This window comes from Acetobacter fabarum (genome assembly GCF_022483405.1).
Lineage (GTDB): Bacteria > Pseudomonadota > Alphaproteobacteria > Acetobacterales > Acetobacteraceae > Acetobacter > Acetobacter fabarum.
The window spans coordinates 801,980-820,965 of record NZ_JAKVNI010000001.1; the positions used below are offsets into that span (position 1 = coordinate 801,980).

The 18,986-nt window shown below is 59.6% G+C and carries 14 protein-coding genes; 9 read left to right on the forward strand and 5 right to left on the reverse strand.

Translation table 11 applies throughout. The features are described from left to right. The first annotated feature begins 217 nt into the window (after positions 1 to 217). Complete coding sequence (rpsA, locus tag LKE65_RS03980; protein ID WP_086646887.1) at positions 218 to 1,930, forward strand: 30S ribosomal protein S1; 1,713 nt, start codon at positions 218 to 220, stop codon at positions 1,928 to 1,930. Positions 1,931 to 2,035: 105 nt separating this feature from the next. Here the strand turns inward: rpsA and rdgB are convergent, their stop codons facing one another. Together rdgB and rph are read right to left on the reverse strand one after the other, a co-directional pair. Continuing rightward, positions 2,036 to 2,635, reverse strand: coding sequence for an RdgB/HAM1 family non-canonical purine NTP pyrophosphatase (gene rdgB / locus LKE65_RS03985; protein ID WP_086646886.1), 600 nt, complete (start codon positions 2,633 to 2,635; stop codon positions 2,036 to 2,038). Positions 2,636 to 2,637: 2 nt separating this feature from the next. Continuing rightward, positions 2,638 to 3,366 carry a ribonuclease PH gene (rph, locus tag LKE65_RS03990; protein ID WP_086646885.1) on the reverse strand — a complete coding sequence of 243 codons (729 nt, stop codon included), beginning with the start codon at positions 3,364 to 3,366 and terminating at the stop codon, positions 2,638 to 2,640. 124 nt (positions 3,367 to 3,490) lie between these two features. Here rph and hrcA point away from each other — a divergent pair, with 124 nt between their 5' ends. The 8 genes from hrcA to LKE65_RS04030 all read left to right on the forward strand — a co-directional run bounded on the left by hrcA (position 3,491) and on the right by LKE65_RS04030 (position 12,923). Then, positions 3,491 to 4,570 (forward strand): heat-inducible transcriptional repressor HrcA, encoded by a 1,080-nt coding sequence (gene hrcA, locus LKE65_RS03995; RefSeq protein WP_086646884.1) that lies wholly within the window; start codon positions 3,491 to 3,493, stop codon positions 4,568 to 4,570. 108 nt (positions 4,571 to 4,678) lie between these two features. Further along, positions 4,679 to 7,396 (forward strand): penicillin-binding protein 1A, encoded by a 2,718-nt coding sequence (locus LKE65_RS04000; RefSeq protein WP_278740528.1) that lies wholly within the window; start codon positions 4,679 to 4,681, stop codon positions 7,394 to 7,396. Between the two features lie 59 nt (positions 7,397 to 7,455). Next, positions 7,456 to 8,587 (forward strand): peptide chain release factor 2 gene (gene prfB / locus LKE65_RS04005; protein ID WP_098123136.1). Its coding sequence is split into 2 segments (ribosomal slippage): positions 7,456 to 7,524 and positions 7,526 to 8,587, totalling 1,131 coding nucleotides; the frame shifts between segments, so codons are not numbered across the junction. A 302-nt stretch (positions 8,588 to 8,889) separates the two neighbouring features. After that, positions 8,890 to 9,582 carry an energy transducer TonB gene (locus LKE65_RS04010; RefSeq protein ID WP_098123135.1) on the forward strand — a complete coding sequence of 231 codons (693 nt, stop codon included), beginning with the start codon at positions 8,890 to 8,892 and terminating at the stop codon, positions 9,580 to 9,582. A 117-nt stretch (positions 9,583 to 9,699) separates the two neighbouring features. Then, positions 9,700 to 10,746, forward strand: a complete 1,047-nt coding sequence (locus tag LKE65_RS04015) for a MotA/TolQ/ExbB proton channel family protein (RefSeq protein WP_253531547.1) — start codon at positions 9,700 to 9,702, stop codon at positions 10,744 to 10,746. Between the two features lie 3 nt (positions 10,747 to 10,749). Next, entirely contained in the window at positions 10,750 to 11,175 is a 426-nt protein-coding gene (locus tag LKE65_RS04020; RefSeq protein ID WP_086646980.1) for an ExbD/TolR family protein, read from the forward strand. A 70-nt stretch (positions 11,176 to 11,245) separates the two neighbouring features. Then, positions 11,246 to 11,677, forward strand: a complete 432-nt coding sequence (locus tag LKE65_RS04025) for an ExbD/TolR family protein (RefSeq protein WP_086646979.1) — start codon at positions 11,246 to 11,248, stop codon at positions 11,675 to 11,677. Between the two features lie 16 nt (positions 11,678 to 11,693). Next, positions 11,694 to 12,923, forward strand: a complete 1,230-nt coding sequence (locus LKE65_RS04030) for a tetratricopeptide repeat protein (protein ID WP_278740532.1) — start codon at positions 11,694 to 11,696, stop codon at positions 12,921 to 12,923. Positions 12,924 to 12,997: 74 nt separating this feature from the next. On the opposite strand, the gene LKE65_RS04035 is transcribed toward LKE65_RS04030, so the two are convergent. The 3 genes from LKE65_RS04035 to LKE65_RS04045 are packed head-to-tail and all read right to left on the reverse strand — an operon-like array spanning position 12,998 to position 18,893. After that, entirely contained in the window at positions 12,998 to 14,488 is a 1,491-nt protein-coding gene (locus tag LKE65_RS04035) for an efflux transporter outer membrane subunit (protein WP_244896458.1), read from the reverse strand. A gap of 54 nt (positions 14,489 to 14,542) precedes the next feature. After that, positions 14,543 to 17,698, reverse strand: coding sequence for an efflux RND transporter permease subunit (locus LKE65_RS04040; RefSeq protein WP_278740533.1), 3,156 nt, complete (start codon positions 17,696 to 17,698; stop codon positions 14,543 to 14,545). 4 nt (positions 17,699 to 17,702) lie between these two features. Beyond that, positions 17,703 to 18,893, reverse strand: coding sequence for an efflux RND transporter periplasmic adaptor subunit (locus LKE65_RS04045; protein WP_278740535.1), 1,191 nt, complete (start codon positions 18,891 to 18,893; stop codon positions 17,703 to 17,705). Between the last annotated feature and the right edge of the window lie 93 nt (positions 18,894 to 18,986).

Here is an 18,986-nt window from a genome sequence, read left to right on the forward strand (position 1 = left end):
AATGGCGCTTTAAGTTGACAAACCGGGGTCAGGTGTTCTCTGTGCAAACAGAAATCCGCCCCGATGGCGGGTTTTTCTGGATAACAGTCTGGCCTGACCCAAAAAACGGGGGGTATTGCTACCCATCCGTTCCGTCGGGCAAGTCGTGCCGCAGTTTGCGGTGCGCAGGAACAGCCTGCACGCATGTTGCTGGCGGGCTCAGGATTTACGGTACCACATGGCTTCAGCCACCACCCAGACCACGGATCACTTCCGTGGCGAAGATTTTGCCGCCCTTCTTGATGAGACCCTTGGCCGCGATTCCGGCTTTGACGGGTCCGTTGTTCGCGGTCGCGTTGTTCGTCTGACCGACGACTACGCCATTGTTGACGTCGGCCTGAAGAGCGAAGGCCGCGTTTCCCTGCGTGAATTCGCACCTCCGGGCGTCAAGCCTGAAGTGCAGCCGGGCGATGTGATCGAACTGTACGTCGAGCGTTACGAAGACCGCGACGGCAGCATCGTTCTCTCCCGCGAAAAAGCACGCCGTGAAGAAGCCTGGACCAGCCTAGAAAAAGCTTTCGAAGCCAACCAGCGCGTTAACGGCACCATCTATGGCCGCGTTAAAGGTGGCTTTACGGTTGATCTGGGCGGCGCCATGGCGTTCCTTCCCGGCAGCCAGGTGGACATCCGCCCCGTGCGTGACGTCGGCCCGCTGATGGGTGTGCCCCAGCCGTTCCAGATTCTGAAGATGGACCGTGCACGTGGCAACATCGTTGTCTCCCGTCGTGCCGTTCTGGAAGAAACGCGTGCTGAACAGCGCAGCGAACTGATCCAGGGCCTGACCGAAGGCATGATCCTTGATGGCGTGGTCAAGAACATCACCGATTACGGTGCGTTCGTTGATCTGGGCGGCGTTGACGGCCTGCTGCATGTGACCGACATCGCATGGAAGCGCATCAACCACCCCTCCGAAGCACTGCAGATCGGCCAGCCGGTACGCGTGCAGGTGATCCGCTTCAACCCCGAAACGCAGCGCATCTCCCTTGGCATGAAGCAGCTTGAAGCTGATCCGTGGGAAAATGTGGCACTTAAGTACCCGCCGGGCGCTCGCTTTACGGGCCGCGTGACCAACATTACCGATTACGGCGCATTCGTTGAGCTGGAACCCGGTGTTGAAGGTCTGGTGCACGTTTCCGAAATGTCCTGGACGAAAAAGAACGTCCACCCCGGCAAAATCGTTGCGACCTCTCAGGAAGTGGACGTGATGGTTCTGGATGTGGACAGCTCCAAGCGCCGCATCTCTCTGGGTCTGAAGCAGGTTCAGCGCAATCCTTGGGAACAGTTCGCCGAAGAACACAAGGTTGGCTCCACCGTGGAAGGCGAAATCCGCAACATTACGGAATTCGGCCTGTTCATCGGCCTGTCCGCAGACATCGACGGCATGGTTCACATGTCCGACCTGTCCTGGGACGAAGCTGGCGAAGAAGCCATGAAGAACTACGAAAAGGGCCAGGTTGTAAAAGCCAAGGTTCTGGACGTGGACGTGGAAAAAGAACGTATCTCTCTGGGCATCAAGCAGCTTCAGGAAGATCCGGCAGCCGATGCGCTGGCCAGCATCCAGAAGGGCACGATCGTTACCTGCATCGTGACCGCTGTGCAGACCAACGGCATTGAAGTGAAGGTTGACGACGTTCTGAGCGGCTTCATCCGTCGTGCGGAACTGGCTCGTGACAAAGCCGAACAGCGCCCCGAACGCTTCGCCGTTGGCGAACGTGTGGACGCCAAGGTTGTGTCCGTTGACCGTGCATCCCGCAAAGTTGCCCTGACCATCAAGGGCCGCGAAGTGGAAGAAGACAAGCAGGCTATCAACGAATACGGCTCCGCAGATAGCGGTGCATCGCTCGGTGATATTCTGGGTGCAGCGATCCGTCGCCGTAACACCGAAGACTGAGCATAAAAAAACCGGGGTGGTTTGCGCCATCCCGGTTTGGCAAAATCATTTGCCATGCAAAAAAATAGCGCCCCACAAGGGCGCTATTTTTTTATGGGCTATGCCTTAGTCCAGACAGGCCTTGCGGAAGGCCGCAAATGCGCGGGCACGGTGACTGATGGCGTTTTTCTGCTCATCCGTCATTTCCGCAAAGCTGCGGGTCTGGTTTTCGGGTTCAAAAATCGGGTCATATCCGTGGCCGTTGGCACCACGTGGGGGCCAGACAATCTGCCCGTCAATCCGCCCTTCAAAGCTGAATGTGCGCCCATCGGGGAAGGCAAGGCAGAGCACGCAGATAAACCACGCATTGCGTTCGTCCTGCCCGATGCCTTCCTCAATCCGGGCCATGGCGGCGTTAAAGTCCTTGTCCGGGCCAGCCCAGCGGGCGGAGTAAATACCCGGCGCACCCCCCAGAGCACTCACGCACAGGCCCGAATCATCGGCCAGTGCTGGCAGGTTGGCGGCCCGGGCGGCTGCCAGCGCCTTGATGGCGGCATTACCGGCAAAGGTTGTGGCGGTTTCCTCCGGTTCGGGCAGGTTCAATTCCCCGGCGGAGAGTACGGTAATGCCAAACTCCGCCATAAGGGCGGAAAATTCGGCCAGCTTGCCTGCGTTATGCGTGGCAAGTACCAGCCTGTCGCCGGATTTAAGGGTGGGGTTGGTCATGTTCAGGGCTGCTCTGCTGTGTTGACGGCAGTCAACTGGGCTTCAAACAGTTCGCCTGCACCTTTGCGGGCAAGGGCGAACAGGGAGTTAAAGGCATCCTCGCTAAAGGGGGCATGTTCGGCCGAGGCCTGAATTTCCACAATACGGTTATCAGCGCTGAGCACAAAGTTGGTGTCGGCCAGTGCGGCGCTGTCTTCCGTGTAGTCAAGGTCCAGCACGGCGCCGGCACTGGTCAGCCCGCAGGATACGGCAGCGACCTGCCCGGTTAGTGGCATGCGTTGCAGCACGCGGTTGGCAACCAGCTTGCCAAGGGCCAGACGGAGGGCCACCCACGCGCCGGTAATGGAGGCACAGCGCGTGCCGCCATCGGCGTTCAGTACATCGCAATCCAGTGTAATGCAGAGTTCGCCAAGGGCCTTAAGGTCCGTAACCGCGCGCAGGGAGCGGCCGATCAGGCGCTGGATTTCCTGCGTGCGGCCTGACTGCTTGCCCCGTGCGGCCTCACGGTTGCCGCGGGCATGGGTGGCGCGGGGCAGCATACCATATTCCGCCGTAACCCACCCGCTGCCCTTGCCGCGCAGGAAGGGGGGAACACGGTTTTCCACACTGGCGGTGCACAGGACCTCTGTGCCACCAATGCGGATAAGGGCAGAGCCTTCCGCATGGCGGGAAAAGCCGGTTTCTATAATAATCGGGCGCATCTGCCCGGCCTGTCGGCCTGATGGACGCATGCTGCTGCTCCTGCAAAACAATAACAAAGGGTTGCGCCTGCACATAAAATGCTTTTGGCAGGAGTAAAACCGGCAATAAGCCGTTATAATCGCTTATCAGACCGCCCAAAGGAGCCTGAGAGCCATGAAGCGTGGCCTGTTGCCCGCCCAAGCAATGCTACCTCCCGAACTGGATGGACGCTCCGCCAACATCCTGCGCGAGATTGTGGAAGAATACATGGCCAGTGGCGAACCCGTGGGGTCGCGCACTCTTTCACGCCGGTTGGGGCAGCCGCTTTCCCCCGCGACAATCCGCAATGTCATGGTCTCCCTGACCGAGGCGGGCCTGCTGTTTTCCCCGCATACATCGGCAGGCCGCCTGCCAACGGAAAAAGGGCTGCGCCTGTTTGTGGATGGGCTGCTCCAGTTTGGTGCGCTCTCCGAAGATGAGCAGAAGGTCATCGGTCATTCGCTGGAAGCGCGCGGACGCTCCTTGCAGGATACGTTGACCGAGGCATCCTCCCTGCTCGCAGGTATGTCCGATGCGGCAGGGCTGGTGGTGGCTCCCAAGGGTGAGGGCGGGATCAAGCATATAGAGTTCGTGGCGCTGGGTGGTAACCGTGCCCTTGTGGTGCTGGTGGGGGCGGATGGACATGTGGAAAACCGGGTGATCGAAATTCCGGCCGGGACTCCTCCCTCTGCGCTGGTGGAGGCTGCCAATTACCTGAACGCGCGCGCCATGGGGGCATCCCTGCCCGACCTGCGCCACCGCGTAGGGGCGGAAATGAGCGAAAACCGCACGGTGCTGAATAGCCTGACCGCCGAGGTGGTGGAGAGTGGTCTGGCGATCTGGAACACCGAGCGGGGGGAAAGTGGCGGCACGCTGATCGTGCGTGGCCAGTCCCGCCTGCTGGCTGATGTGGACGGGCAGGAGCGTCTTGTTGCCATCCAGACCCTGTTTGACCGGCTGGAAGCGCAGGAGACAATGCTGCGTCTGCTGGAACTGGTTGAAAGTTCGGAAGGGGTGCGCATCTTTATTGGCGCGGAAAGTGGCCTGTTTGGTACCACTGGCATGTCCGTTGTCATGGCTCCGGCCAGAAACGAGGCCAACAGGATTGTCGGGGCCATAGGCGTTATTGGCCCGACGCGCATAAATTACGGGCGTGTTGTGCCCGTGGTGGACTATACAGCGCGCATATTGGGCGAACTGCTGGGTCAGGCGTAAAAGCCGGGCCTGTCAGGGTTTGGAGCACAGGTCGGAATTCCGCCACGATTGTAAAGAGAATGGCAATGGCGAGGAGACGACAGAATATGGGAATGATAAAGGACCGGTATGACACGCACTCCACCTTCTGGTGATCCGGATTCTTCCCCCCCCCATGACCGGGATACAACACGGTCCTTTTTGTTAGGCAGGCCGCGCTTTCGCCAATGGCGTATGCTGCTGGGCACGGCTGCGGCCGTGCTGCTGGTGGGCAGTGCTGGCGGGGCCGTGGTGGTGTGGTCGCAATACCAGAGTATTGTGGCTGACCTGCCAACAGTGGATGGCCTGCGCTCCTATCAGCCGCCGGTCATGAGCCGCCTGTACGCATCGGATGACCAGCTTGTCGCCGAACTGGCGGACGAGCGGCGGGTGTTTGTGCCCTCCAACGCCATTCCCGACCGGGTAAAAAGTGCGTTTATCGCGGCGGAAGACCAGAAGTTCTGGACCCATAAGGGCGTGGACCCCGCCGCGATCATCCGCGCGGGCCTGACCGACCTGACACGTGGACGCGGGCGCAGGCCTATTGGTGCGTCCACCATTACGCAGCAGGTTGCCCGCGTCATGCTGCTGGGGAGCAATGCTGTCTCGTTCAAGCGCAAGGCCAAGGAAGCGTTTCTGGCCATGCGCATCGAGCAGGTTCTGCCCAAGGAAAAAATCCTCGAGATTTACCTGAACGAAATTTATCTGGGTAACGGTGCCTATGGCATTGGTGCTGCTGCCCAGACGTATTTTAACAAACCTCTGGACCAGCTGGATAACGCGGAGGTCGCGTTTCTGGCGGCGCTGCCCAAGTCGCCCACCAATTACAACCCTGCCCGCTTCCCCGATGCAGCGCGGGGCCGCCGCAACTGGGTGCTGGAGCGCATGGCCGATATTGGCGCCATTACGCAGGCCGAGGCCCGTATGGCCGAGGCAGAGCCGCTTGTCAGCATCAGCTATTCCCGCCCCGGCCCCGCTCCCGGCTCCGAATGGTTTGCCGAGGAAGTCCGGCGTGAACTGCTGGAAAAATATGGTCAGGATGTCACCATGCAGGGGGGGCTGGATGTGCATACCAGTCTGGACCTGCCCCTCCAGCGTGCGGCCCAGACCATTTTGCAGCAGGGGCTTATGGCGTATGACCGCCAGCACCGTGGCTGGCACGGCCCTGTTACGCACCTGAATACCCCTGTGCCGCTCACGCAGGACGAGTGGGTACGCGCCCTGCGCACGGTCAGTGCTCCGGCCGGCATGCTGGACCAGTGGCGTCTGGCCATTGTGCTGGATGGCAACAAGGGGCAGGTCGGCTGGCTGGAAGGCAGCGTGGTCCGCCGCAATGTTGCGCAGGGGGGTGAACCCCATACAGGGCAGATCCAGCCCAAGGATATGGCATGGGTCCGCCGGGCCCGCCCCCTCCGCACGGGTGACATTGTGATGGTCGAACCCCAGAGCGGGCAGTCCGGTGTTGCGCTGATGCAGATACCGGTTGTGGAAGGCGCTATTGTCACCATGAACGCCCGCACGGGGCGTGTTCTTGCCCTAGTGGGGGGGTGGTCTTTTCAGGCCTCGCAGTTTGACCGGGCCACGCAGGCGCTGCGCCAGCCGGGCTCCTCCTTCAAGCCATTTGTCTATCTACAGGCCATGGAGCAGGGTATATCGCCCTCTCAGGAGTTTGATGACTCCCCCGTGTCCTACGGCACATGGCACCCCAATAACTACGAAAAAGACTTCTGGGGCCCCACGTCCCTGCATGACGCGCTGCGTGAATCGCGCAACCTTGTGACCATTCGCCTTGCCGCCCATCTGGGCATGAACACGGTTGCGGATACGGCCATCAAGCTCGGGCTGGTGGATAGCATGCCCCATGTGCTGCCTGCAGCGCTGGGTGCTGTGGAAACCACGGTGCTCAAGGAGGCCGGAGCCTACGCCGCCCTTGCCGCCGGAGGGCGCAGGATTACTCCGACCCTGATTGATGATGTGCAGGACCGTGATGGGCATGTCATCTGGCGGCCTGCCAGCGGGTTGTCTCTGGTTGCGGCGTCTTCCCTGCCTGCCGCGGGGGCTGGCGCAGCCAATGGGGTGGACGCCATACACCCGGATGCACCGCAGGCGAATGCCGGTGGTGCGGGCTCTGGCCAGCCTTCCCCCCAGCCGTCGGTTGTGGTGCTTACACCGCAGGACCTCCCCGCTTTGCGTGATGACAGGCCCGTGGCGGCATCCGAGCAGAGTGCGTTCCAGATCACGACCATGCTGCAAGATGTTATCCGGCGCGGTACGGGTGTGCGGGCGGGTGAGGGCATAGATACGCCCATCGCAGGCAAAACCGGCACCAGCCAGAACTTTAACGATGCCTGGTTCGCAGGTTACACGCCTGAACTGGTGACAGTCGTGTGGGTCGGGTTTGATACACCTCAGTCCCTTGGACGGAACGAGACGGGGGGCGCCATTGCCGGCCCGTTGTGGAACAAGGTGATGAAGACGGCCCTCAAGGACCAGCCCAAGCTCGACTTTGCTGCCCCCGATGGCGTGACACTGGTCAGCTACGATACGGGCCGTGGTGTTGCGATAGATGCGTTCAAGGACGGTCAGCTCCCCGGTGTGAGTGCCAACCTGCTGAGCAACGTGGATGCTCAGGAGCTGAGTGCCGCCGATACAGGGGCCGAGAACATGCCGGATTCGGAAAGCGATATGGCGGCCAGCGTCAATGGTTCCGGCCCGTCTGGTGCGGCTGCGGCCAGCCCGGCCGAAGGCAACAGCGCACCACCTCCCGCACCTTCTGGGGGTGACATTGGCATGGGTGGCCTTTATTGAAGGCCACAGAGAACGGAATGGGACGATAATTCCCCCAAAGCAGATGGAGAACAGGCCCGATGTCCGCCGAGACAGAAGCCCTTAACGAACAGATCAAGCAGTCGGTCGCACTGCTGAGGAGGCATCTTTAACTGGGATGTCGCTGAAGCCCGCCTTGCGGAACTGAACAACCAGGCCGAAGACCCCGACCTGTGGAATAACCCCGAAGCCGCGCAGAAAATGATGCGCGAGCGTACGCTTCTGGCCAACCAGATCGAGGGTGTGCAGGCGTTGGAAACCAACGTGAACGACACCTCCGAACTGATTGAAATGGCCGAAGCCGAAGGGGATGCCGATCTGGTGGCCGAGGGGCTGGCCAGCCTGCGCGCCTTGGCGGAAGAAGCCAAACGGCGTGAGATTGAAAGCCTGCTTTCTGGCGAGGCGGATAGCAATGACTGCTATCTGGAAGTCAATGCAGGGGCCGGTGGTACGGAGGCGCAGGACTGGGCCGAAATGATGCTGCGCATGTACACCCGCTGGGCAGAAGCGCATGATTACAAGGTCACGCTGATTGAAAGCTCGGAGGGCGAACAGGCCGGGCTTAAATCCGCAACCATTCTGGTTTCCGGCCCCAATGCCTATGGCTGGCTGAAGACCGAAGCAGGTGTGCACCGGCTTGTGCGTATTTCTCCTTTTGATGCAGCAGCCCGCCGCCAGACGTCCTTTGCATCGGTCTGGGTTTACCCGGTTATTGATGATTCAATTGAAATTGAAATCAATGACGCGGACCTGAAGGTGGACACTTTCCGTGCTTCCGGCGCGGGTGGTCAGCACGTGAACAAGACGGATTCCGCTATCCGTATCACCCATATTCCTACTGGGATTGTGGTTGCGTGCCAGACAGACCGCTCCCAACACAGGAACCGCGCTACGGCCATGCAGATGCTGCGCGCACGGATGTACGAAGCCGAACTGCAACGGCGTGAGGCGGCAGCGGCTGAAGCGGAAGCCGCCAAGACCGATATTGGCTGGGGGCACCAGATACGGTCGTATGTTCTGGCCCCTTACCAGATGGTCAAGGACCTGCGCACAAGTGTTGAAACCGGCAACCCCGATGCCGTTCTGGATGGGGAGCTGGACGCATTTATGGCGGCAGCACTGGCCATGCGCGTAGGGGCAACCCGCTCGGAGGCAAGTGCCAGCGCGCAGTAGGCCGGGGCTGTTTGGTCCGGTCCGTTACGCGGGATGGTAAAAAAGGCGGGCTCCTTGCAGGGGCCCGCCTTTTTTCGTGTTTATAAAGTACTTAACTTCATAAAGTTCATATGCAAACTTTTCTCATATAACCTGCTTGACATCTGCCGTGCCAGATTGCCCAATCAACCCAATGGATAAAGGTATGTCAGCAGGCGTGCCGGTTCTGAGCCATATGGCCAGATTAAAATTCCTGAGTGTTTTTCGTGGCTGAAAGCGAAACAGAGATGTTTTGTTTGGCGGCTTGAAGAGGGAGGGCCAGAATGAGTAACCCTGAGCAGCAGCCAGGTTCGGCAAAGTATGCCTTTCGGGCAAGTGCTGCTGTTGGTGTGATTGCGTTCCTGCTTGTGCTGATCATGCATGTGCTGGGCATATGGGGACTGATCTACGGGATGGGGAATGGTGACAGCCCGCCCCCGCCGGCCAGACCGCCCATTCAGACGCGCGTTCTGCCGCCGCCACCCCCTCCGCCGCCTCCGCCGCCGCCTCCACCACCCCCGCCGGTCATGACGGTGCCTCCGCCGCCGTTCATTCCGCCGCCAAAGATCGAGGTGCCGCCTCCCCCCAAGCCACCTATGAGGCACGTGGCCCGCACACCGCCCAAGCAGCCTGTGGCTCCGCCAACCCAGACCGCAAAGGCCCCGCCCGCGGATACACCGCCCAATGATTCGCCCGATACAACGGCCGGAACATCGCCGCTGAACAATGTGCGCCCCGTCTATCCGCCAGAAATGGAGGAAGACAACATTGAAGGCCGCGTAACCATTGTGTGTGATGTGGAAATCACGGGCATGACCAGCAACTGCCGCGTGCAGTCCGTAACCGGCGGTCAGGCATTTGCGCAGTCCGCGCTGGATTACGTGAGCAAGGCCCGCTACCGGCCCGCAAGCCGCAATGGTGTGCCCGTGCGGGAAGTGAACAAGACATATGTCATCCGCTTCCGGCTGGATGACTGACACAGACTAACGGTTCGGCCTTGTGCCGGACCCCTGGATAACACAGCAACACGGACCCGCCCGGTCCGCTCCGGCAGGGGAACAGGACCGGGCCTTTGGATGAGGATCTTGAGTAAAATGAGCAGACTGCCCCGTTCTTTTGTGTCAGGTCTTGCCGCTCCGGCTCTTGCGCTGCTGATGAGCACGGCAGCCCCCATTGCCGCCTTTGCGCAGGATGCCGCAGCCCCCGCACCGGCAGCCCCGGCGGCTACCGCTCCTGCGGCTCCGGCTGCTCCGGCTCCGGCAGATGGCGCTGCAGCTCCTGCCCCCGGCCCGGCTACACCCGCCGCCCCGGATGCCGCAACAACCCCCACACCCACCGATGGCACAACAGCCCCGACCCCGGCCGCCGCTGCCGCAGCAGAAGCTCCTGCGCCGGACGCCAAGGATGACGCCAACCCCTACGGCCTGTCCGCCCTGTGGTCGAACGGTGATATTATCGCCCGTGGTGTGCTGCTGATCATGCTCGTCATGTCGCTTGGCACATGGTTCATCATGATCACCAAGTTCATCGAACAGGGGCGTCTGTTTGCTGCTGGCAAGGATGCCACCAAAAACTTCTGGACCAAGCACAGCATTCAGGAAGGGGCTTCCGCACTCTCCACCTCCTCCCCGTTCCGCTATATTGCCGATACCGGCATTACGGCAGCCGAACACCATGAAGGCACGATGCAGGAAGCCATTGACCTGCATAGCTGGACCTCCATGTCCATCCAGCGTGCGGTCAACAACATCCAGAACAGCCTGCAGAAGGGGCTGGCCTTCCTGGGCACCGTGGGGTCCACATCCCCGTTCATCGGGCTGTTCGGCACGGTCTGGGGTATCTACCACGCGCTGACCGCCATTGGCATTGCCGGTCAGGCATCCATCGACAAGGTTGCCGGTCCTGTGGGTGAATCCCTGATCATGACCGCCATTGGTCTGGCAACGGCTGTGCCTGCGGTGCTGGGTTACAACCTGCTGGTGCGCCGCAACAAGGGGGCCATGGACCAGGTGCGCGACTTTGCCGATGACCTGCAGTCCATCCTGATCGGTGGCGTGCGCCACGGTGCAGCCGCGGAGAGCGTGCGGGTCAACGCCGATAACTCCCCGACCACGGTCACAACCTCCAACCGGGTGGGCTGAACCATGGGAATGCAGGTTGGCAACGGAGGAGGGGACGACGAAGTCGTCTCCGCCATCAACACGACCCCTCTGGTGGATGTGATGCTGGTTCTGCTGATCATCTTCCTGATCACCATTCCGGTGGCCACCCATACGGTCAAGGTCAACCTGCCGCGCGACATGAACCAGCCCACCCAGACCAAGATGAGCAACGTGGTGCTGGCGGTTACGGCGGATGGCAAGGCCTTCTGGGATGAAACCCCGCTGAAGGACCAGGCTGACCTGCTGGAGCATCTGGAAAAGGTGGCGGTGGTCAAACCGCAGCCGCAGATCCAGATCCGTGGGGACATGAAGGCGCGGTATGAGACGGTTGGCAGGATGGTGGCGGCATGCCAGCAGGCTGGCATCTATCATATCGACTTCATTACCGAGAAGCCGAAGACCAACTGACAACGGCGGGCTGCGGCCCCCGTCCCCCGCGCGGCACGCGTGGGGGCAGGAGTGAAGAGAGTAACTGATCATGGGCATGAATGTCGGGTCGGATAGCACAACGGAAGACGAAGGCATTGTAGACATCAACACCACGCCATTGATTGACGTGATGCTGGTTCTGCTGATCATGCTGATCATCACCATCCCGTTGCAGACCCAATCTGTTGCGATTGATCTGCCGCAGGGCAACCCGCCGCCTTCGACGGAGGAGGTTCCGGTTGTGACCCTTGTGGTGGATTTTGATAATACGATTACCTGGAACGGGCAGCCGGTTAACAGCGAGGACGAACTGCAGGCCCACCTGCGCGAGATTGCCTCCGCCCAGCCCAAGCCCGAGTTCCATATCCAGCCCAACCGGCTGGCTGATTACAAGACTGTCGTCCATGTCATGGCCGACGCCCAGAGGCTCGGGGTCACCCAGATGGGCATCGTCGGGCAGGAACAGTTCGTCGATCAGTAAGGGAGTGAAGAAGATCATGACCATGCGTTTTGTGCGGAGCCTGTTGTGTTCCGCGGCTGTTGTCTCTTTTGCCATTCCGGCCGTGCAGGCGGCGGATACACTAAGCCAGCCCGTTGGCGTGGCATTGCAGCAGGCCCAGAGCGCTCTTGCTGCGCATAACTACGCCAAGGCCATGGATGCTGTGAACGAGGCAGATGCGGTCGCGGGTAAAAGCGCATATGAGGACTACACTATTGCGCAGATGCGGGCTGCTGTGGCTTCGCAGGCGGGTAATGTGGCTCAGGCAACCGCCGCGTATGAAAAACTGATCGCCTCCCCCCGTACACCGCGTAACCTGAAAAACCAGATGCTGATGTCCGAAGGGAGCATGGCGTATAACGCCAAGGATTACCCCAGGGCTGCTGCGGCTATCCAGCGTTACCTCAAGGAAGCGGGGCCCAACCCGGCAATGGAAACATTGCTGGCACAGTCTTATTATCTGCAAAAAGACTATGCCAATACACTTAGTGTTCTAACGCCAATTGTGTCCAGAACGGTCAAGGCCGGGCAGAAGCCCGTGGAATCGCAGTTGCAGATGCTTGCGGCAAGTGCCACGGCGCTTAAGGATTCCACGACAGCGACACACGCCTATGTTCTGCTGGCAACCTATTACCCCAAAAAGGAATACTGGGCGCTGCTGCTGCACGAACTGGTCGTGAATACAAAAATCCCAGCTTCCCTGCAGCTGGATGTGTACCGTATTCGTCTGGCGGTAGGAGATATTTCCACCCCCCGTGATTTTATGGAAATGACCGAAATTGCCATGCAGGGCCATATGCCCCAGCTTGCGCTGGACCTGATGAATCAGGGATACCAGCAGGGTGTTCTGGGCCAAGGTGCGGAAGCGCCCCGGCAGGCACGCCTGAAGGCAATGGTGGAAAAAACTGTTGCTGCCAAAAAGGAATCCATCGAAGCGGATGAAAAAGCCGCCCTTGCCCAGACATCGGGCAATGAACTGCTGAATGTGGGGTATAATTACGTCACGTTCGGGCAGGCCGCCAAAGGGTTGGCACTGATGCAGCAGGCCATAACCAAAGGGGTAACAGACCCCAATATTGCCCGCTTGCACCTTGGCCTTGCCCAGATGCAGGCAGGCAACAAGGCTGAAGCCATACAGACCCTCAAGAGCGTTGCCGGGGATAATGGTGCCTATGACATTGCCCAGCTCTGGGTGCTCCGGCTGGGGCAGGCACCTGCCAAGCACTAAATGCGGGCAAGGTAGAGTTTGTAAAAAAGGCCGCTCTTGAGCGGCCTTTTTTATTGGATCGGGTGTGGTCTGGCTTACCCTGCTTTTGGGGTGCCAGACTGCGCAGCAGGTTGTTGTGCTGTGCTGGGGGGAGTGGAGGTTGCCTGCCAGCCGCCGCCCATTGCGCGGTAAATGGTGACAAGGTTCTGGTATTTTGCAACAGCAACCGTAATCTGGGACTGTTGGGCCTGTAGGTAGTAGCGCTGTGAATCCAGTGTGGTCAGGTAGGAATCTGTCCCGGTTTCATAACGCAGTTTTGCCAGACGGTAGGCATCGCCCGAGGCCGAAACCAGACTATCCATCTGCTTTTTTTCGTCCAGGTAGGCTTTGCGGGCGGCAAGGGCATCGGCCACTTCGCGGAATGCGCTTTGCACCGTTTTTTCGTAAGCGGCAATTTTGCCGTTACGGGTTGCCTTGGCTACCTTGAGGTTGCCGCTGTTCATGCCCCATGTCCAAAGGGGAATCTGGAGGCTGGGGTTCAGACCCCATGTGGTGGCCGCCGCCGTAAACAGCTTGTGGAACTGCAAGCTGGAAACACCATCCGTTGCTGTGAGCGTCAGACGGGGGAAGAACGCGGCGCGTGCTGCCCCAATACTGGCCTGAGAGGCCAGAAGGTCATGTTCTGCCGCTGTAATATCGGGTCTGCGGGTCAGCAGGTCCGATGGCAGGCCAGCGGGCAGGTCCGCCAGAATGGACTGTTTGCCCAAAGGCAGGGGGGCTGGCAGGTTTTGCGGAATGGGCGCGCCAATCAGCAGGGTTATCAGGTTTTCGTCCTGCTCCACTTTGCGGCGGGCATCGGTGAGCAGGGTCGCACTTTGCTGCACCTGTGTTTCCAGCTGCCGCACGGTCAGCAGGTTTTCTTCACCGTGGGCGTATTTGTCCTGTGTCAGCTTCAGGCTGTTCTGCTGGCTGGCGAGCGTGCTTGCCGCCAGTGCTTGCGTGTCCCGGTCGCCCAGCCATGTAATATAGGCCATGGCCACCTGCGAGACGACGCTGATAACCATGCCGCGCATGTTTTCCTGCTGGGACAGGGCACGTTCGGCGGCTTCCTTGGTCAGGGAGCGGATACGCCCGAACAGGTCAATCTCGTAGGAGGAAAAACCAATCCCGCCGGAATAGTAGCGGAACGGGTTGCGGGCCATGCCGCCGCCTGTTTTGTCGGTATCCAGCCCTGGTGCAAAGCTAAGCCCTGCCGCATCGGATGGTGCCTGATACATAGGCCCGCCCGTGGCGGAAATGGTGGGGAACAGGCCCGCGTGCTGCACGTCATATTCGCCCTGTGCCGTGGCGATATTGGAGGCAGATGTGCGCAGGTCCCGGTTTTCACGCAGGGCAATGGTGATCAGGGCTTGCAGGCGCGGGTCTACAAAGAACTCGCGCCAGCCAATATCGGCTGCCACTTTGGGTAACAGCTTATCCCCGGTCTGGGCATAGTCTGGCCATGTTGTGGCCAGCGGAGGCGTGGGCCGCGTGTATTTGGGGATCATGGTACACGCGGAGAGTGCCTGTGTTGTTGCAACGGCCATGACAACCGCACGGAGCCGCAGGGAGCGACGGAAAAAGGACTGAGGAGCCATATCTTATTCGTTCCCTGTTGCGGTCTGGACGGGGGTGGTGGCCTGTTTACGTTCGCTGATGCGTTTGACCTTAAACACACGCAACACCAGAACAAAAAAGACCGGCACAAAGTAAACGGCCAGAAGTGTTGCAGTGGCCATGCCCCCAACCACTGCGGTACCAATGGCCTCGCGGGATGCGGAGCCAGCCCCGGCAGCAAGGGCAAGTGGGAACACACCCACAACAAAAGCGATGGAGGTCATGAGAATGGGGCGCAGGCGTTCGCGCGATGCGGTAATAACTGCGTCCTCCAGAGATTCCCCACGCTCAAAGGCTGCTTTGGCAAACTCCACAATAAGAATGGCGTTTTTAACAGCCAGCCCAACGGTGGTCAGCAGCCCGACCTGAAAATATACGTCGTTGTTCATGTCCCGCCACAAGGTGGCGGCAATGGAGCCAAGAATACCCAGAGGAATAACCAGCATGACCGCAAACGGAATGGCCCAGCTTTCGTAAAGTGCGGCAAGGCACAAAAGAATAACCAGACTGGCGAGTGCATAGAGCGGTCCGGTGGAGGAGCCGGAGGAAATTTCCTCAAACGAGAGGCCGGTCCATTCGTAGCCTATGCCTTCCGGCAGTTTTTTCAGAATATCCTTGATAGCATCAAGGGAATCACCCGAACTGTAACCGGCTGCGGGCTGGCCCAGAATTTCAAAGGCGTTAAAGCCGTTGTAATCCTCAACCTTTTGCGGGCCGGTCAGCCAGTATCCGCGAATAAAGGTATCCAGCGGGGCCAGTGTGTTGGTGTTGGTGCGGATGTACCATTTGTTCAGGTCCTGCGGCAGCATGCGAGAATCCATGTCGCCTTGAATATAAACCTGTTTTACGCGGTCATTGCGGGTGAACTGGTTAACATAGATCGACCCCAGCGCCCCTTCGATTGTTGTGTTGATGTCATCAATCGTAATGCCCAGCGCGTTGGCCTTTTCGCGGTCAATGTCCAGATGATACTGTGATGCGTCTTCCATACCGTTGGGGCGCACCGCAAGCAGGCGGTGGTCCTTGCTGGCAAGGCCGAGCACCATGTTACGCGCTGCCAGCAGCTTTTGGTGGCCAAGGTGCCCACGGTCTTCCAGTTCAAGGTCAAACCCTGTGGCGTTGCCCAGTTCGAGCACGGCAGGCGGGTTGATGGCAAAGATCTGGGCGCGCGGGTCAAACCAGTAATGCATCATGATCCGCTTTGCGATGGCGGCTGATGTCTGGCTTGCAAGAGGGCGGTTTTTCCAGTCTGTCAGGCGGATAAAGAATGCACCCGAGTTCTGGCCCTGCCCGGCAAAGTTAAACCCGCTGATGGCGTAAACGGATTCTACAAGTCCGCTCTCCGACTTCAGAATATAATCCGTAATCTCGCGGTTGAGCTGTGTGGTCTGCTCCATGGGTGTATTGGGGGGCAGTGTAACCTGCCCGAAAATAAGCCCTTGATCCTCGTCCGGCAAAAAGCCGCTGGGCAGGCGGGTAAACAGATAGCCCGCCAGCGCGCTGATCAGCAGGAAACAGGTAATGGACAGCGCGGTGGAGGAAATAAGCTTGCGTACCCCCTTGAGGTAACCATTGGTCAGGCGCTCAAAGTTGCGGTTGAACCAGCCGGCAGGGCCGGTTGTTTTAACGTGCGTGCCGGGTTTGAGCATGGTGGCGCACAAAGCGGGCGTAAGCACCATGGCCACCAGCACGGACAACCACATGGCAGAGACAATGGTAATGGAGAACTGCCGGTAAATAACCCCGACCGAGCCGGAAAAGGCCGCCATGGGCAAGAACACGGCGGTCAGCACCAGCACAATGCCGATCAGCGCGCCTGAAATTTCGTCCATGGAAACGCGGGCCGCTTCGATGGGGGAGAGTTTCTTCTCCGACATCACGCGTTCCACGTTTTCCACCACCACAATGGCGTCATCCACCAGCAGGCCTACGGCCAGCACCATGGCCAGCATGGTGAGCGTGTTGATGGAAAAACCAAAGATGTTGAGCAGGCCAAAAGTGCCCAGCAGCACAACCGGCACGGCAATGGTGGGGATAAGCGTTGCGCGGAAGTTCTGCAAAAACACCAGCATGACCAGAAAGACCAGTCCGATGGCTTCAAGCAGGGTGATGATCACTTCCTCAATGGAGAGGGTGATGAAGGGTTCCGTATCCAGCGGGTAAACGGTTTTCAGGCCCGGCGGGAAGAACTTTTCCAGTTCGTCAATCTTGGCGCGGACTGCCGCTTCGGTCGAAATCTGGTTGGCGCCGGGGGCGAGCTTGAGCGCCATGCCCGATGCCGGGTGATTGTTGTAGTAAGAGGATGTGTTGTAGGTCTGCGGACCCAGTTCCACCCGCGCTACATCCTTGATGCGGACCTGCGAGCCATCGGGCTGGACCCGGAGCAGGATTTTCTCAAACTCGCCAGCCGATGTCAGGCGGGTCGGGCCAATGATCGTGGCATCCAGACGGATGTCCTTGCGGGCAGGCAGGCCACCGAGCTCACCCGATGAAACCTGAATGTTCTGGGTCTGGATAGCGGTTTCAACATCCCGCACGGTCAGGCCGTAGTTGAACAGCTTGTTGGGGTCCAGCCAGATGCGCATGGCATATTCGGCCCCGAAGAGCGTGTGGTCACCAACGCCGGTTACGCGGCTGAGCGGGTCAGAAATGTTGGAGGCCACATAATCGGCAATGTCCGAGCCGGTCATGGAATTGTTGGTGGAAATAAAGGCCAGCACCAGCATGAAGTTCTTGACGGCCTTGGTAATGCTCAGCCCCTGGGCGGTCACTTCCTGTGGCAGTTTGGGCTGGGCAAGCTGGAGCTTGTTCTGCACCTGCACCTGAGCAATGTCGGGGTTGGTGCCCTGCTCAAAGGTGAGGTCAATTTCCATCTGCCCCGAAGCGTAGGACTGGGCAGAGATGTATTCCAGATGATCCAGCCCGAACATCTGCTGGAGGATGGGGCGCACGACCGTATCGTTCACCGTATCGGCGGAGGCGCCGGGGTAGGTTACGGTAATGGCGATCTGGGGCGGGGCAATGCTGGGGTACTGGGCAACAGGCAGCCGCAGGATGGACAGGCCGCCAAACAGCATGATGATCAGGCTGATCACCCACGCAAAAATGGGTCGGTTGATAAAGAACCGCGAAAGCGACATGGATTTACTGCCCTTTTTGTGCAGGCTGTGCCGCAGCACCGGGTGCGGTGTCGGTCTTGGGCTTGCTTTCCTGCACCGAGACCTTGGCTCCGGGGGTTATTTTTTGCGTACCGCTGACCACCACGCGCTCACCGGCCTTGAGTCCGTCTGTCACCAGCCAGTTGGTGCCTATGGCCATGCCGATCTGGATCTGGCGCAGGGCCACGGTGTTGTCGGGCTGCACAATCCATACCTGTGGGTCGCCGTGGGTGTTGCGGCTGACGGCTTCCTGGGGGACCAGCAGGGCATTGGGGTCAATCCCCTCGTCAAGCTGGGCGTGGACATACATGCCCGGCAGCAGCAGTTTTTGCGGGTTGGGCATGATCGCACGCACGATAACGGTGGAGGTTGTTGTATCCACGTTCACTTCGGCCAGCGCCATGTGGCCCTTGAACTCGTAAGGTGAGCCGTCTTCGAGTGTCAGAACCACGGGGACCTCGCCATTGGCCTGACGTTTGATACGACCTTCCGCCAGTTCACGCTTGAGGCGCAAAAGGGTAATGGCGGGCAGGTTAACGTCCACATAAATGGGGTCCAGCCGGGTGATAATGGCTGTGTTGGAGGTCTGCTCGGCGGTAACAAGCGCGCCCACCGTAATCAGTGTGCGGCCGATACGCCCGGAGATCGGGGCATACATCTTGGTGTAACCAAGGTTGACCTGAGCACTTTCCACCTGCCCCTGAGCGCTCTGTATCTGGCCCTGCGCCTGCTTTTCTGCGGCTACGGCGTCATCATAATCCTGCTGGCTTACGGCGTGCTCACGTACCAGCTTCTTGTAGCGGCGGACCTTGGCCTTGGCTGTGCCATCCAGCGCCATGGCCTGGGCCAGTTGGCCACGGGCGGTGTCGTACACGGCTTTGTAGCGGGCGGGGTCAATCTGGTAGAGCTGCTGGCCAGCGACAACGTCCGAGCCTTCAATAAACAGGCGTTTGAGCACAACGCCTGTGACCTGAGGGCGGACCTGAGCAATTTCAAACGCATCTGTACGGCCGGGCAGGCTGGTATGCACACTTACGGGCTGGGGTTGCATGGTTACAACGCCCACCGCCTGCGGTGGCACCTGCGGTGCGTTCTGCTGGCGTTTACAGCCTTCCAGCGCAAGCAGGGCAACCGTGCAGAGCAGGACCGGACGAAGAGAAAAAGTGTGTGTTGTCACTTTGGTGTGGCCCTGTGTGTTGAAAGGTTTTCCGCACATTTCAGGCTTGGTCAGGCAGTGCAGGAGCCGGGAAATAAGCCATTTCCTGCCCTG